This window comes from Williamsia sp. (assembly GCF_036566845.1).
GTDB lineage: Bacteria > Actinomycetota > Actinomycetes > Mycobacteriales > Mycobacteriaceae > Williamsia.
The window spans coordinates 24001-38882 of record NZ_DATCVM010000237.1; the positions used below are offsets into that span (position 1 = coordinate 24001).

Consider the following 14882-nt stretch of genomic DNA (forward strand, 5'->3'; position numbering starts at 1 on the left):
GGATGCGATGAGCCGCCGACGATCTGTGCTCGTGGCGCCGGGATCCGACCGACGCAAGTTGACCAAGGCCTTGCAATCCGGAGCGGACGAAGTTGTCCTCGACCTCGAGGACGCCGTCACACCCGCTCACAAAGCCGATGCCCGGGCACTGGTGGTCGAGGCCATCAACTCGGTCGCACCTGCTCCCCGAACAACCATCGCGGTGCGCATCAACAGCATCGACTCACCGTGGGCCGCCGACGACCTCGCCGCGCTGGCACGGTCCGGATCGGGCCTGTCCAGCGTGGTGGTCCCCAAGGTTCAGGGTGCGGCTGACCTCGAGGTCGCAGCGGCCGGCCTCGCCGGACACGGCGCGACATTGCAGGCGCTGATCGAAACCCCCAGTGGCCTCACCTTTCTCGACGACATCTGCGGTGCCGTTGACGAACTGGATGGCCTCATCATCGGCTACGCCGACCTCGGGGCCGAACTCGGCCGGGAGCCGGGACTCCCATCGCAGCGGTGGGCGGCAATTCAGGACCGGGTTCTGATCGCCGCCCGGACCGCTGGGATCGCCGCCACCGACGGACCGCATCTGGCAACCGCCGACGACGACGAGTTCCGGTTCGCGACGCGTTGGGTGCGCGAGCTCGGATTCGACGGGAAGTGGGTGATTCACCCACGTCAAATAGAGTATGTGACAGCCGAATTCACGCCATCGGCGGAGGCTGTCGACCGAGCCCGGCGTATTCTGACGGCCCTCGAGGACGCCGCCGCGCTCGGTGCCGGAGCCGCACAACTCGACGGACAGATGCTCGATGAGGCGGTTGCGGTGTCCGCACGGCGCACCCTGGCCAAGGTAGAGGAGAGAACAGATGTCTGACCCGGTATACGTCGGTGGACCGTACTTCGACGAACTCGAGGTGGGACAGATCTTCGACACCGCCCCATCTATGACCTTGACGGAAGGTGCTGCCGCAGTCCATCAGTCGATCCTCGGGGACCGGATGCGACTGTCACTCGACGCCCATCTGTCCGCGGCCGTGACCGGTCGCCCCACCGCGTTGGCCCATCCCGGCCTGGTCTGCGACATCGCGATCGGACAGTCGACGCTGGCCACCCACCACGTGAAGGCCAACCTGTTCTACCGCGGCCTTCGCTTCCACCGCTTCCCCCACATCGGTGACACCCTCTACACCCGCACCGAAGTTGTTGGTTTGCGGTCGAATTCAGTCAAGCCCGGACGACGCCCCACCGGTCTGGCGGCCCTGCGAATGGAGACCACCGATTCCGAGGGTCACAAGATCCTCGACTTCTACCGGTGCGCGATGATCCCGCTGTGCGAGTCGCCCGCCGACAACCGCCCGCAGGCAGCCGACGACCTCTCCGCGATCGGGCCCGCCGACGAACCACCGTTCGAGATCCCAGCCGGCTGGAACCTGTCCGCGCTGCCGTCGTCACCGAACATTCCGGCCGCCGGCACCGTCTTCGAATCCAGTGCCGATGTTGTGTCGAGCGCTCCCGAGTTGGCACGGCTGTCACTCAACATCGCCGCAACCCACCATGATGCGCGTATCGGTGGCCGGCGTCTGGTCTACGGCGGCCACACGATCGGCATCGCGCTGGCCCAGGCCAATCGGGCGTTTCCCAACATGGTGACGGTTCTGGGCTGGCAGTCCTGCGACCACGTCGGTCCCGTCCACGAGGGCGACACCATCACCAGTCGCCTGGAGGTGGAGTCGGCCGAACCCCTCACTGCCGGCGGAACCCTGCTGAAGTTGCGGTCGCTCGCCGATGTCGTCGCGTCCGACGACACCATGACCCGGGTGCTCGACTGGAGGTTCACAGCCCTGACCACATAACGCCTGCCAAACACCAGCAACAAGGGCACGCTCAACGCGCAGAAGAGCACGGTCGACGGTCGGAAGGGCACACTCAACGGCGACCACCGCCGAGCGTGCCGAACGGACCGTTGGCCGTGCCGAAATCACCGCCGAGCGTGCCGAAAGCGTCTATCGCACAATCGATCAAAGCTCTCGAATCGGGGCGATCACGTCGTCGCCGAAGGTCTTGATGGTCTCCGGATCAGCGAGGTCGTGGAGACGGACGATGCACAGCTCCACGCCGCGTTCGATCTCGGCCTTGAACATATCGACGAGTTCGGCAGGTGTGCCGACCAGAGCTTTCCCCCAGCCGGATTCGGGAAGCCGGCGTGCAGTCCGTTCCAACACCTTGGCGCGCAACGACTCGTCGGTGACAACACCGACCGCGTACTGAACAGACAGGCGGGCGCCACCGCTGAGGGGTCGCAGTTCGTCGAGCTGATCGCGGGCACCACCGACGCAGTTCCACCAGTCGGCGTATTCGGCGACCAACGGCATCGTCAATTGCTTGCCGGCACCCCCGATGTGAATCGGAATCGTGGCTTTGACAGGTGTCGGCCGGCCGTAGGCACCGGACAACTGAAAGTGCTTGCCCTGGTACTCGAATAGCTCGCCAGAGAACATCAACCGAAGGATCTCGACAGTCTCACCCAGCTGCTCCGCACGTACCTTCCGCGACCCGTGGTCGATACCGAACATCTCGAACTCCGCCTCGATCGATCCCCAGCCCAGACCCAGATCGAGGCGGCCACCCGAGATCTGATCGACGGTGGCCGCCATCTTGGCCAGAACCGCCGGGTGTCGAAGCGGGTTGCACACCACCAGATGTCCGAGCCGGATATCGGAGGTGGTCGCGGCGATCGCGGACAGCAAGGTCCAGCTCTCCAGCGCATCCAACGTCGGTGCACCGGGCGCGAACAGATGATCCATCACCCAGAACGAATCGAATCCGGCCCGCTCGGCGCCCTGCGCGGCGGCGATCACGGCACCGGCCTCCATACCCAACTGGGGGACAAAGATTCCGAACCGCGGCAGACCTGTCATCGAACACTCCTCATCGCTTCATCAACTCTCCGCCGATCACGGTGGCGGACACAAGTTCTCCGTCCAGCTCCCGCAGGACCACCTCGGGTGAAGCGGAGAGCAGACACAGGTCGGCGGCTGATCCCGCGGTCAGCTCACGCGGCGTTCCCGGATCCCCTGGTTCGCCCAGGAACAGGTTCACCGCTGCGGCGCCCGAAATCTGTTCCGAAATGGAGATTTCCGATCCGCTCACCGTCCTCCGGTCGCGTGCGGCCCGCATTGCCGCCCACGGGTCGAGGTCGCCGAACGGGGCGTCGGTACTGCCGGCCACCGGCACTCCGGCACTTTGCAAGGTCCGCAGCCGCCAGAGTTCTTCGTGTTCCGATGCCGGCACATCCCGCAGGTACTCGTCGCCGCGTTCGGCCACGAAGTTCGGTTGGGTCACCACGGTGACGCCGAGTTCGACGAGGTCTCCGATCATCGTCTCCGGGACCACTGCCGCGTGCTCGATACGATCTCCGGCATGCACGCCGACCGTGCGCAGGGCGGTGGTCGCGACCACCAGCTGCGCCACGGTGACACAGTGCATCGCCACCGCGCTACCTCGGTGATGTACTGCGGCAACCCATTCCGAGAGGCCGTCAAGATCGAGGGTGTCGTCGTCGAGTATGCGTTTGACGGGCCCGAAACCGAGATTCGGATGCTCGCGACCCGAATCGACGGACATCACCATCACCCGCTGCCGGATCTGGCCCTCGCCGACGGCATCGTCGAGCGAATCCAGATCAGCCGCAGTCAGATTCGGAGTCGCTTCGGTGACACCGATGACGCCGTGCGCACTCAATCGGGCGCTGAGCGGACCGAAGGCGGTCGCGCTGCCGGCGGTCGCCGCCGCCACCTGTGTGTCCTGCCGAAAGAGCTGCCCGGTGGGATGATCGGCCTGCCCGAGCGCAGCGAGCCCCACCGAGTTCACAAACCACATCGCACCGCTGCGATGCTGAATCCGCAAGGGCACGTGGGGAACCACTGCATCGAGAGTGTGCCGGTCGAGGTCGCCGGTGACACTGTTGTGGTAGCCGACCGCACGAATCCAACCGTCGGGCTGAGGCGTTGCCGCAGCCAACACCGCCCGGAATTCCTCCGGCGTGCGAACCTGCGGGGGCCCCACTCTGATCGATGCGGCCGCCGCGACCGTGGCCCGAAGATGAATGTGGTGGTCCCATAACCCTGGGATCAGTGTTCCGCCCCGCGCATCGATGACCGTCTCACCCGGTTTCGCAACCAGATCAGCTCCGGTCTCGGCGATCCGGTCACCCGCGGTTCGCACAGCCACGGGCGGTCCGGTGAGCCTCCGGGCGTTGATGATCAGCACGCCGCCCGCCGGCGCTCGATCAGGTGGGCCACCCACCGCGCATCCACCGTGCGACCGGTGGATTCTGCGATCGTCGGCCTCCGGGCAGCGACCACCTGCTTGGCCTCGGGATCCGAAAGTATCGGTACTGCAGCATATTTCGCTGCCACTCCCGACATCACCACGTCTATGATCTCCCCACCACCGCGGCCCAGGGAATCGACCACCGCGCGTGCGGCCTCGATACCCGTCAAAGGATCAGCGATCGCGTCGCCACAGAACACGGGGCCGCCGGTCCCCCGGCCGACGAGCCCTCCGGCGACCGCCGCGTCGTCACCGAATGCCACCCGGTTCCGCACGTCAGGGGCGTTGCCGTAGCCGGTGATCCGGACCCAGACCCTTCCCCGGACCGGCGGCCTGGTCGCCGCATCGAGCCCGGCGGATTCCAGTGCGCGGGGTCGAGAAGCCTCGATCACCACGTCCGCAACATCGATCAGGTCCGCCAGGTCTGTGTTGCGGTCGGCGATCTCGGCCGGGAACAGCATCTTGGTCCCGTTCATCCAACGAAAGAAGTCCTGGTTGCCCGCGCGGGCGCCGTCGGGCCGGCCCGGACTTTCCACCTTGATCACCGTTGCCCCGAGACCTCCGAGGAGTTGGCCGCAGAGCGGTCCGGCCCACATCGCGGACAGATCGACCACCAGCAGGTTGTCGTCGACACCTCGCGGCCGCGACCGGTCCCAGGACCGGGTGACCTGTGTGGGCGGCGCGGTCGCCGACCCCAGGACGGCGGCCGGGATCTCGAGCAACTGTGCACGGTCGACGAGTTCATCTGCCACCCAGGTGCGGGCCGCGTCTTCCAGTGTCGACCAGGGGTCGTCGATGGCTGCGTCGGTACTCAGCAACGCGCCCAGCGAGTCGATGTCCGTGGTGCGTGCCAGCGAGAACGCAACCCAGGTATCTCTGCATCGGATCAGCCTGGTCGCCCCACCCACCGAAATCCGGCCACCGCGACTGGTACTCATCAGCGCCGACCTGCCCGCCAGCAGATCCTCGACCCGGAGATCGAACGGATCGGCGACCTCATCCGCCAGCGCCAGAATGCCGGCCCGGCTGAAATCCGGTGGACCACCGGGATCACCGGTCAGATGGGCCATACCACTGCGGGCCCATCGCTCCGCCGGATCGATCACCGGTACTCCTTTGTGTCCTGGCCTGCTTCTCGAGTGGACCTGTGAGTAACCCTATTACCCGGGTCACACGACCTACCATGGGCGGTATGGGTCGATTCCATCGTCACGACGACACCACGCACACCCATGCAGACGGCACGGTGCACGAACATGCCGACGGCATGGCGCACGATCACGGCGACCACAGCGGCTACGACACCGGGGCGCAGCGGGTCGAGATCCTCGAGGCCATCTTCACCGAGAACGATGTCCGGGCCGATCTCAACCGCAACGCATTCGATGCGGCCGGGGTACCGGCGGTGAATCTGATGAGTTCGCCAGGGTCCGGGAAGACCTCGATTCTGTCGGCGACACTCGACGCGCTGCGACCGAGCCTTCGGATCGGCGTCATCGAAGGCGACATCGCCACCGACCTGGATGCCGCGCGACTCGAGGACAAGGGCGCACAGGTCTCACTGATCAACACCGCCAACGGTTTTGGCGGCGAATGCCATCTGGACGCACCGATGGTCAACCGCGCGCTGCAGGGTCTGGATCTGAGCACACTCGACCTGGTGTTCATCGAGAATGTCGGAAACCTGGTGTGCCCGGCCGAGTTCGATGTCGGCGAGCACGCCCGCGTGATGGTCTATTCGGTGACCGAGGGCGAAGACAAGCCGCTCAAATACCCACTGATGTTCAGCCGCGTACATGTGGTGCTGCTCAACAAGATCGACCTGCTGCCGCATCTGGACGTCGAGCTGCAGTCGTTCCTGGACACCATCGCACAGACGAATCCGCGCGCCCACGTGATTCCCGTGAGCGCGCGGACCGGTGAAGGTTTGGAGCAGTGGTACAGCTGGATCGATACGGCGATGATCAGAGCAGGATGATCAGAGCAGGATGATCAGACCTCGACGATGAGTTCGACCTCGACCGGAGCACCGAGTGGCAGTTCGGCGACACCCACCGCCGACCGGGCGTGAGCGCCGGCTTCACCGAAGATCTCGCCGAGCAGATGCGAAGCGCCGTTGATGACGGCCGGCTGCCCGGTGAACCCGGGTGCCGATGCCACGAAGCCGACAACCTTGACGATCCGCTTGATGGAGTCGATGCCCACCAACGCGTCGATCGCGGCCAGCGCGTTGAGAGCGCAGAACCGCGCGGCGTCGGCGGCAACATCGGGCCGGACCACACCTTCGGCGCCCTCGGACACCTTGCCGTGCGCGGTCAATTCGCCCCCGAGCATCGGCAGCTGACCCGACGTGTAGACCAGGTTGCCGGACTGCACGGCCGGTACGTACGCGGCCAGGGGTGCCACCACCTTGGGGAGCACGATGTTCAGTTCAGTCAGTCGCTCCGACCAGGTCATGTGCAGATCAGCCTTTCGCGCGCTTGAGGTAGGCGACGTGCTGTTCGCCGGTGGGACCGGGCAGGACGCTGACCAGCTCCCAGCCGTCGGCACCCCACTGGTCGAGGATCTGTTTGGTGGCATGGGTCAGAAGCGGAACGGTCACGTATTCCCAGGCAGTTGGCTCACTCATGTGCCCAGCCTATCGGCTGCATATCGCCGCGCCAGGGGCGCCCGCGATCAGTTGCCCGGTTGGACGTCGGCGGAGCGACGAAAATGGACACAGAACTCCGCTGCGCCATGTTGATCAGCACACATGGTGGATAAGGTGAGCCGGTGACGTCAGAACAACCGCAGGGGTATCACTGGCCCGAAGCGGCCAGGAAGGCACGGCTTCATTTCGTGTCAGGTAAGGGTGGGACCGGTAAGACGACCGTCGCGGCTGCGCTCGCGTTGGCTCTTGCGGCCGAAGGGAAGAAAGTGCTTCTCGTGGAATGCGAGGGGCGGCAGGGCATCGCGCAGATCTTCGATGTTCCGCCGCTTGCACCGACCGAGACCAAAGTGGCCACTGCAGAGGGTGGCGGCCAGGTGTCGGCACTGGCCATCGACATCGAACACGCACTCCTCGAATATCTCGACATGTTCTACAACCTCGGATTCGCCGGCCGCGCCATGCGCCGGATCGGGGCGATCGATTTCGTCACAACCGTCGCGCCGGGGCTTCGCGACGTCTTGGTGACGGGAAAGATCAAGGAGTGTGTGGTCCGGACGGACAAGAAGGGAAACCGGGTCTATGACGCGGTGGTGGTCGATTCGCCGCCGACGGGCCGCATCGGCAACTTCCTCGATGTGACCAAGGCGATGGCGGATCTGACCAAGACCGGTCCACTTCGCAATCAGAGTGACGGCGTGGTGAAGCTGCTGCACTCCAGCGACACCGTGGTGCATCTCGTGACGCTGCTCGAGGCGATGCCGATTCAGGAGACCATCGAGGCGGTCACCGAACTCGAGAGCAAAGAACTGACCATCGGCTCGCTGATCATCAACAAGGTGTCACCTGCGCATCTGCCGACCGACTCGATCGCGGACATCGCTGACGGCGTCATCGATGCCGCCGAGCTTCGGTCTGTGCTGGAGACTGCGGGCCTGGCCATCACCGAGGCCGACTTCGAGGGCTTGCTGACCGAGACCATCGAGCACGCCAGCCGTGTGCAGGCACAGCTCGAGGCCGGTACCGAGCTGGAGTCGTTGCACAAGGACAAGCTGCAGCTCCCGGCATTCGACGAAGGTATCGACCTCGGCGGCCTCTACGACCTGTCCGAGATCCTCCAGAAGGCAGGTGCCTGATGCCCATCGACCTGAAAATGGGTGCGATTCTCACGGATCCGGGCACCAAGGTTGTCATCTGTTGCGGCGCGGGTGGCGTCGGCAAGACCACCACCGCTGCCGCGATGGCCGTCTGGGCCGCCGAACGGGGCCGCAAAGTCGTTGTCCTGACGATCGATCCGGCCAAACGCCTGGCGCAGTCGCTGGGGATGAGCGAGCTGACCAACAGCCCGCAACCGGTGAAGATCGACGGCGACGGAACGCTCGACGCGATGATGCTCGACATGCGGCGGACCTTCGACGAGATGGTCACGCAGTACTCTCCGCCCGACCGGGCCGAGGCGATCATGAACAATTCCTTCTATCAGACCGTCGCCAGCTCGTTCTCCGGAACACAGGAGTACATGGCGATGGAAAAACTGGGACAGCTTCTGGCACAGGATGACTGGGATCTCGTGGTGGTCGACACCCCACCGTCGCGCAACGCCCTGGACTTCCTCGACGCACCCCAGCGACTGGGCTCGTTCCTCGAAGGCCGCCTGATGAAGGTGCTCGTGGGCGGTGGACGGGGGGTGGGCCGCGTGGTCACCGGCGCTGTCAGCCTGGCGATGAAGGGCGTCTCGACGATCGTCGGCGGCGAGACACTGCGCGATGTGTCGGTGTTCGTGCAGTCACTCGACTCGATGTTCGGCAGTTTCCGGGAACGCGCCAACAAGACGTACCTGCTCCTCAAGCAACCGGGTACCAAGTTCGCAGTGGTCGCCTCTGCCGAACCGGACGCACTGCGCGAAGCGGCGTTCTTCGTCGATCGGCTGTCGGAGGAGAAGATGCCGTTGGCCGGGCTGATCCTCAATCGGACCCATCCGAATCTGACCAGCATCAGCGGTCCGACCGCCGAGGCTGCCGCCGCCCAGATCGACGATCCGCTGACCAAGGCGATTCTGACGATTCACGCCGAGCGGGCCACCACCGGCAAACGGGAACTGCACCTACTGCACAGCTTCACGACGTCGCATCCCAGAGTCCCGATCGTGGGCGTTCCGTCGTTGCCCTTCGAGGTCGCCGACATGACGGCGTTGCGCGCTGTGGCCGAGCAGATCACCAGCAAGGGCTGAACATGGAAGGAGGCGGCCATTTCGGCCGCCTCCTGTGTTCGGTTGGTCTGATCTAGCCGACGCCGACGACCTGGCGCCTGCGCTGGGTTTCGAAGAAAGTGCTCCACGAGGTGACCTCGGGATGCTGACGCAGGAGAGCTCGCCGCTGGCGCTCTGTCATCCCACCCCACACACCGAACTCGACATGGTTGTCCAGTGCATCGGCACCGCATTCAAGCTGTACCGGGCAGTGCCGACATATGGTCGCCGCCTTGCGCTGTGCAGCGCCTCGGACGAACAACTGGTCGGGATCCACCTCGCGGCAACGTGCCCTGGCCACCCATGCCAGTCGTGCTTCGTTCTCTACGGTCGCAGCTGCCGCTTTCGCCATGTGCATCCCCTGTCTGAAGCATATTAAGTGCGCCTGGGCCTACATTTACGACTGAATGTTATGTGAGTCACATTCAAGTAGAACCAATCTATTGATCACACTCGTTGCCAGTCAAGACCTGCATTGAAAAAAGTGGCACTGACGTCCAAACAGACGATTGATCGCGCCCACCGCCGGGCCTTCGAATGCCGTCCCGGCGGCCACTGGCACGTATCCTTGCGATCGTGTCGAAGTCGAAGTCCCTAACCCTGCTCGTCGGATGCTGCCTGATGGCCGGTGTTCTGGTTGCCGGCCTGCTCTTTCCCGTCGCCGGCGGGCTGGGCCTGGTATCGAACCGTGCAGCGGACACCATGCAGAACGTGTCGTCGGAACTGATCGAGGGCCAGGTCCCCGAGGTCACCACGATGACCGACGTCAACGGCAAACCGATCGCGTACCTCTACGACCAGCGACGCACACAGGTCGGCTACAACGACATCTCACCGGAGATGATCAGAGCGATCATCTCCGTCGAGGACCGTCGATTCCTCGACCACGACGGCGTCGACTGGAAGGGCACGATCCGCGCGTTCCTCAAGAACCAGTCGTCCGGCGAGGTCCAGCAGGGTGCATCGACCATCGACCAGCAGTATGTGAAGAACTACCAACTGTTGGTGCTGGCACAGAACGACGCCGAACGACGTGCGGCCACCGAGACCACTCCGGCGCGCAAGCTCAAAGAGGTCCGCATGGCGCTGACCCTCGAGAACACGCTCACCAACGAGATCAAGAACGACCGGAACCTCAGCGACGAAGAGGCCAAGCAAGAGGCGAAGAAGGAGATCGTCACCCGTTACCTGAATGTGGTGCCGTTCGGTAACGGCGCGTACGGCATCGAAGCTGCCGCGTGGACGTACTTCAACAAGCCGGCCAAGGATCTGACCGTCCCCGAATCCGCCATGCTCGCCGGCATGGTCCAGTCGAGTTCGGCCCTGGATCCGTACAGCAACCCAGAGGGCGTGATCGACCGCCGCAACACGGTGCTCGAGACGATGGTCACCAACTTCCCGAACCGGGCCGCGGAGTACCGGGCCGCGATGGACACGCCGCTCGGCGTCGTCCCCTCCCCCAACACCCTGCCGAACGGTTGCATCTCCGCCGCCAACGCCGGATTCTTCTGCGACTACGCACTGCAGTTCCTGGCCGAGAACGGGCTGAGCAAGGACGCGATCGCCCGCGGCGGCTACACGATCCGCACCACGCTCGATCCCGCTGTCCAGGCCTCGACGCAGGACGGCGTCAACATGTTCACCGACCCGAACCTCGACGGCGTCGCGACCGTGATGAGTGTGATAAAACCCGGCACCGAGTCGCACGACGTCATGTCGATGGCCTCCAGCCGTGTCTACGGGCTCGATCAGAACCTCAACCAGACCGTCCAGCCGCAACCGTTCTCGATGGTCGGGGACGGCGCCGGATCGATCTTCAAGGTGTTCACCGTCGCCGCCGCCATGGAGAACGGCCTCGGCGCCGGATCGTCGCTGGCGGTCCCCGGGACATTCCAAGCGCAGGGCATGGGCAGCAGCGGTGGCGCCAACGGTTGCCCCGCGGCCAGTTACTGCGTCAAGAACGACGGCAAGTACCCCGCTCGGATGTCGGTGACCGACGCGCTGGCGCAGTCACCCAACACCGCGTTCGTGAAGTTGCTGCAGGATGTCGGTGTGTCGCCCGCCGTCGACATGGCGGTGCGGCTGGGCATGCGCTCGTACGCCGGCCCCGGAAGCGCCGGAGACGGCGAGCAGAGCCTCGCGGACTACTTCAAGCAGAACAACCTCGGGTCGTTCACCCTCGGGCCGACCGCGGTCAACGCACTCGAATTGTCGAACGTCGCCGCCACCCTCGCGTCGCACGGCGTCTGGTGCCCACCCAACCCGATCGCCTCGATCACCCAGCCCAAGCGGGACCGTTACGGCAACCAGGTCGTCGATGCCAATGGCGCTCCGGCCGTGCAGGAAGTCGCCTTCGATCGGCCCCAGTGCGAAAAGGTTGTCGAGCCCGGGCTCGCCGACACCCTCGCCAACACGATGAGCGCCGACGATCGTGGCGCGGGCACCGCCGCGGGTGCAGCCGGTTCCGTGGGTTGGGGCCTGCCGCTCGCCAGCAAGACGGGTACCACCGAAGCGCACCGCTCATCGGCCTTCATGGGCTTCACCAACAACCTGGCCGCGGCGGCGTACACCTACAACGACTCGCCGACCCCGTCCGAACTCTGCTCCGGCCCGCTGCGTCAGTGCGGCTCCGGAACCCTGTACGGCGGTAGCGAGCCGGCACGGACGTGGTTCAACGCGATCCTTCCGATCGCCAACAATTTCGGGCCCACCGTGTTGCCGCCCAACGATCCGGCCTATGTCTCGGGCGTCGGCGGTACCTCTGTGCCGAACGTGGCCGGGCTCGACGCAGGTTCGGCCACCAGCCGGCTCGAGGCCGCCGGATTCCGCGTCGTCCAGGCCACGAGCGACAGCCCTCAGTCGGCGGGCACCGTGGTGTCGATGAGCCCGGAGGGCACCGCGATCCCCGGCAGCACAGTCACCATCTACGTCAGCACCGGGCGATCGCAGCCCGCGCCGACCTCCCGTGCCCCGTCGCCCCCGACCACGATCACCGTCCCGGGGATCGGCCCGATCGAGATACCAACCGGGTAGCCGGGGATCTACCCCCGCCCACCCAAAATTCGCTCCGCCTACCTGCGTCTGCTCCTGTTGCGACAGGAGCGAACGCGGGTAGGTGGAGCGAATTCGGTTTCGGGGGTCGAAAGCGCTACTGAAGACGTGCGCGGACCGCGGCCGAGAGACGTTTGCCGTCGGCCCGGCCGGCGGCGAGGGCGGTGGCCTGTCCCATGATCTGGCCCATCTGCTTCATCGTCGGCGCATCGCCGGTCTGTTCGGCGACAGCGGCATACGCCTGGTCGACGACTGCAGCGAGTTCTGCGTCGTCGAGCTGGCTCGGCAAGTAGCGCGCGATGATCTCGCCTTCGGCGCGCTCTTTGGCGGCGAGTTCCTCACGGTCGTTCTCGGCAAAGATGGACGCCGACTCGGCCCGCTTCTTGCTTTCGCGAGCCAGCACTTTGAGGACGTCGTCGTCGGTCAATTCACGTGCTGCCTTGCCGGAGACCTCTTCGGCACCGATCGCGGCGAGCACCATCCGCAGCGTTCCGGTGACAAGCGTGTCCTTGGCTTTCATGGCGGTGGTCAGATCGGCGCGGATCTGCTCCTTGATTGTCGACATGCCGTCAAAGCTACGCCGCCGGAATGTCCGGTTCCCAACACTTTTCCGTGTGCGGAGGTCTGGCACTCCGCAGCATCGACCGCGAAGCGTATCGTAGGGCCATGATTCAGGGACTTCACGGCGCTTCTCGGCGCGCGAATCAGCTCTCACGTCCGACGCTGCAGCAGCTCGCCATCGGCACCGCTGCCGCAGGCGTCGCCGGCCTCGCCTACGCGACTCTGGTGGAGCGCAACGCTTTTGCGCTCCGACATCAGACCCTGCCCGTTCTCGAACCCGGCGCGACACCGCTGCGGGTCCTGCACATCAGCGATCTGCACATGATGCCCGGCCAGCGACTCAAGCAGGCGTGGGTTCAGGAACTCGCCGGCCTGGCGCCCGACCTGGTGATCAACACCGGCGACAACCTGGCTCACCCCCAGGCCGTGCCCGCGGTGGTCCAGGCTCTCGGAGGGCTGTTGTCGGTGCCTGGATTGTTCGTTTTCGGCTCCAACGACTACTTCGGACCGACGGCCAAGAACCCGCTCAAGTACTTCAAGAAGAACCACAAGCGGTCCCACGGAGAACCTCTGCCCTGGCAGGACCTGCGGGCGGCATTCACCGAGCGCGGCTGGCTCGACGCCACCCATTCGGTCCGTGAACTCGAGGTCGCCGGAGTCCGCGTGGCCGCCGCCGGTGTCGACGATCCACACATCGGGCGCGACCGCTACGAGACCATCGAGGGACGCCCCAACCCACTCGCACATCTGCGACTCGGGCTGACCCACTCCCCCGAACCCCGCGTCCTCGACCGGTTCGCCGACGACGGCTACGACCTCGTGATGGCCGGCCACACCCACGGCGGCCAGCTCTGCCTGCCGTTCTACGGCGCCCTGGTGACCAACTGCCATCTCGACCGCTCGAGGGTCAAGGGACCGTCGGCCTGGGGCTCCACGATGCGCCTGCACGTGAGCGCCGGACTGGGTACCTCCCCGTACGCGCCGGCCCGCTTCTGCTGCCGCCCCGAGGCATCGTTGCTGACCCTCACCCCGGTCTCCGACGACGACTCCGATTTCGACCACGAAGGGTCCCTCCCACCGATCAGCGCCGAGGCCAATTGATGCCTCTGACCAGGCGATTTAATGCCGCGGACGGACTGCGGTAAGCTATCGCAGGTTGATTGAACACGGGGTGTGGCGCAGCTTGGTAGCGTGCTTCGTTCGGGACGAAGAGGTCGTGGGTTCGAATCCCGCCACCCCGACTGTGTTGGTTGAGACACATGAGAGACCCTGATCAGGGGAAACCTTGATCGGGGTCTCCTCGTTTTTGGAGCCTCGGATTAACGGCTAGATCGGTTCCGTCCGCAGTGCGTCCGCAGCAGATTTTTTCAAGGCCTGAATCGCCGCCGCACGAGCGTTGTCAAGCGCCACCGCTACAGCCTCCAGATCATCGGGAAATAGGTCGGCATATGTGTCCAACGTGAGAGCCGCCGACTTGTGCCCGAGCATCGTTTGCACTGCCTTCACATTCGCGCCTGCGCTGATCGCCAGGGACGCCGCTGTGTGGCGCAAATCGTGTGGAGTCACAACCGGAAATTCCTGAGTCAACGAATCGACGTCATTGCGATCCTCGTCAGCCCGGATCTGGCTGACCTTCTTCCGTGCTGTGACGACCGCAGGCTTGAAGACTCGCGGACGCCACGTAGAGCCCCGGAGTACGGAGCCCGCACCGGATGCAAACACCAGATCATCCCGGCCTTTACGCCGCATGAGGTTGGTGACCTCGTCACCGAGGAACTGTGGGAACGGCACCGAGCGTCGCTCGTGATTCTTGGCAGTGGACCAAACCTGCTTCCCGCGGACTTCGGCCACTGCCTGTCGAATGTTCACTCGCCGGCGCACAAAGTCAAAGTTCTCGACTTTGAGCGCGGCCATCTGTCCGTGGCCATGAAAAAGTCTCCATTGGTGGCCAGGTCGAGGTCCCCACTGGTGGCCAGATAAAAGTCCCCGCCTTGTGTTCGTCGTGTCGACCCGGAACTGAAGGCCCAGGCGATGACGGTGAAGGTGCCAACCACA

15 protein-coding genes and 1 tRNA gene are annotated in these 14882 nt (G+C 64.9%); 8 read left to right on the forward strand and 8 right to left on the reverse strand.

The features are described from left to right. Positions 1-7 precede the first annotated feature (7 nt). Both VIQ49_RS22610 and VIQ49_RS22615 read left to right on the forward strand, forming a co-directional pair. Positions 8-862 (forward strand): CoA ester lyase, encoded by an 855-nt coding sequence (locus VIQ49_RS22610; protein WP_331888837.1) that lies wholly within the window; start codon positions 8-10, stop codon positions 860-862. Further along, the gene (locus VIQ49_RS22615; RefSeq protein ID WP_331888838.1) at positions 855-1841 is read left to right on the forward strand and encodes a MaoC family dehydratase; all 987 of its coding nucleotides are present in this window, start codon (positions 855-857) and stop codon (positions 1839-1841) included. The genes VIQ49_RS22610 and VIQ49_RS22615 overlap by 8 nt, the downstream gene beginning before the upstream one ends. Positions 1842-2006: 165 nt before the next feature. Here the strand turns inward: VIQ49_RS22615 and VIQ49_RS22620 are convergent, their stop codons facing one another. The 3 genes from VIQ49_RS22620 to VIQ49_RS22630 are packed head-to-tail and all read right to left on the reverse strand — an operon-like array spanning position 2007 to position 5426. Beyond that, the gene (locus tag VIQ49_RS22620) at positions 2007-2906 is read right to left on the reverse strand and encodes an LLM class flavin-dependent oxidoreductase (RefSeq protein ID WP_331888839.1); all 900 of its coding nucleotides are present in this window, start codon (positions 2904-2906) and stop codon (positions 2007-2009) included. 10 nt (positions 2907-2916) lie between these two features. Further along, positions 2917-4257, reverse strand: a complete 1341-nt coding sequence (locus VIQ49_RS22625) for an amidohydrolase family protein (RefSeq protein ID WP_414731693.1) — start codon at positions 4255-4257, stop codon at positions 2917-2919. Beyond that, entirely contained in the window at positions 4251-5426 is a 1176-nt protein-coding gene (locus VIQ49_RS22630; protein WP_331888841.1) for a CoA transferase, read from the reverse strand. The genes VIQ49_RS22625 and VIQ49_RS22630 overlap by 7 nt, the downstream gene beginning before the upstream one ends. A gap of 86 nt (positions 5427-5512) precedes the next feature. On the opposite strand from VIQ49_RS22630, the gene hypB reads away from it, so the two are divergent. Next, on the forward strand, positions 5513-6298 hold the full coding sequence (hypB, locus tag VIQ49_RS22635) for a hydrogenase nickel incorporation protein HypB (protein ID WP_331888842.1): 786 nt from the start codon (positions 5513-5515) through the stop codon (positions 6296-6298). Positions 6299-6312: 14 nt separating this feature from the next. On the opposite strand, the gene VIQ49_RS22640 is transcribed toward hypB, so the two are convergent. Continuing rightward, positions 6313-6777 carry a RidA family protein gene (locus VIQ49_RS22640; RefSeq protein ID WP_414731692.1) on the reverse strand — a complete coding sequence of 155 codons (465 nt, stop codon included), beginning with the start codon at positions 6775-6777 and terminating at the stop codon, positions 6313-6315. Positions 6778-6784: 7 nt separating this feature from the next. Further along, positions 6785-6949, reverse strand: coding sequence for a DUF4177 domain-containing protein (locus VIQ49_RS22645; protein ID WP_023956445.1), 165 nt, complete (start codon positions 6947-6949; stop codon positions 6785-6787). Between the two features lie 143 nt (positions 6950-7092). Between VIQ49_RS22645 and VIQ49_RS22650 the strand changes: the two genes are divergently transcribed. After that, entirely contained in the window at positions 7093-8103 is a 1011-nt protein-coding gene (locus VIQ49_RS22650) for an ArsA family ATPase (RefSeq protein ID WP_331888843.1), read from the forward strand. Beyond that, on the forward strand, positions 8103-9197 hold the full coding sequence (locus VIQ49_RS22655; RefSeq protein WP_331888844.1) for an ArsA family ATPase: 1095 nt from the start codon (positions 8103-8105) through the stop codon (positions 9195-9197). Before VIQ49_RS22650 ends, VIQ49_RS22655 begins: the two co-directional genes overlap by 1 nt. 52 nt (positions 9198-9249) lie before the next feature. On the opposite strand, the gene VIQ49_RS22660 is transcribed toward VIQ49_RS22655, so the two are convergent. Further along, positions 9250-9567 carry a WhiB family transcriptional regulator gene (locus VIQ49_RS22660; protein WP_331888845.1) on the reverse strand — a complete coding sequence of 106 codons (318 nt, stop codon included), beginning with the start codon at positions 9565-9567 and terminating at the stop codon, positions 9250-9252. A 269-nt stretch (positions 9568-9836) separates the two neighbouring features. Here VIQ49_RS22660 and VIQ49_RS22665 point away from each other — a divergent pair, with 269 nt between their 5' ends. After that, complete coding sequence (locus VIQ49_RS22665) at positions 9837-12248, forward strand: transglycosylase domain-containing protein (protein WP_331888853.1); 2412 nt, start codon at positions 9837-9839, stop codon at positions 12246-12248. 115 nt (positions 12249-12363) lie between these two features. On the opposite strand, the gene VIQ49_RS22670 is transcribed toward VIQ49_RS22665, so the two are convergent. Next, positions 12364-12831, reverse strand: a complete 468-nt coding sequence (locus tag VIQ49_RS22670) for a GatB/YqeY domain-containing protein (RefSeq protein ID WP_331888846.1) — start codon at positions 12829-12831, stop codon at positions 12364-12366. A 101-nt stretch (positions 12832-12932) separates the two neighbouring features. On the opposite strand from VIQ49_RS22670, the gene VIQ49_RS22675 reads away from it, so the two are divergent. After that, positions 12933-13928 (forward strand): metallophosphoesterase, encoded by a 996-nt coding sequence (locus VIQ49_RS22675; protein ID WP_331888847.1) that lies wholly within the window; start codon positions 12933-12935, stop codon positions 13926-13928. A 66-nt stretch (positions 13929-13994) separates the two neighbouring features. Next, a tRNA-Pro gene (locus tag VIQ49_RS22680) sits at positions 13995-14068 on the forward strand. A gap of 85 nt (positions 14069-14153) precedes the next feature. Here the strand turns inward: VIQ49_RS22680 and VIQ49_RS22685 are convergent. Further along, the coding region (locus VIQ49_RS22685) for a tyrosine-type recombinase/integrase (RefSeq protein ID WP_331888848.1) at positions 14154-14882 on the reverse strand (729 nt) is incomplete at its 5' end.

Excerpts from the sequence above, each read along its gene's own strand:
- VIQ49_RS22610 (WP_331888837.1), top strand. The coding sequence starts at position 8 with ATGAGCCGCCGACGATCTGTGCTCGTGGCGCCGGGATCCGACCGACGC.
- VIQ49_RS22615 (WP_331888838.1), top strand. The coding sequence starts at position 855 with ATGTCTGACCCGGTATACGTCGGTGGACCGTACTTCGACGAACTCGAG.
- VIQ49_RS22620 (WP_331888839.1), bottom strand. The coding sequence starts at position 2,906 with ATGACAGGTCTGCCGCGGTTCGGAATCTTTGTCCCCCAGTTGGGTATG.
- hypB (WP_331888842.1), top strand. The coding sequence starts at position 5,513 with ATGGGTCGATTCCATCGTCACGACGACACCACGCACACCCATGCAGAC.
- VIQ49_RS22640 (WP_414731692.1), bottom strand. The coding sequence starts at position 6,777 with ATGACCTGGTCGGAGCGACTGACTGAACTGAACATCGTGCTCCCCAAG.
- VIQ49_RS22645 (WP_023956445.1), bottom strand. The coding sequence starts at position 6,949 with ATGAGTGAGCCAACTGCCTGGGAATACGTGACCGTTCCGCTTCTGACC.
- VIQ49_RS22655 (WP_331888844.1), top strand. The coding sequence starts at position 8,103 with ATGCCCATCGACCTGAAAATGGGTGCGATTCTCACGGATCCGGGCACC.
- VIQ49_RS22660 (WP_331888845.1), bottom strand. The coding sequence starts at position 9,567 with ATGGCGAAAGCGGCAGCTGCGACCGTAGAGAACGAAGCACGACTGGCA.
- VIQ49_RS22665 (WP_331888853.1), top strand. The coding sequence starts at position 9,837 with ATGGCCGGTGTTCTGGTTGCCGGCCTGCTCTTTCCCGTCGCCGGCGGG.
- VIQ49_RS22670 (WP_331888846.1), bottom strand. The coding sequence starts at position 12,831 with ATGTCGACAATCAAGGAGCAGATCCGCGCCGATCTGACCACCGCCATG.
- VIQ49_RS22675 (WP_331888847.1), top strand. The coding sequence starts at position 12,933 with ATGATTCAGGGACTTCACGGCGCTTCTCGGCGCGCGAATCAGCTCTCA.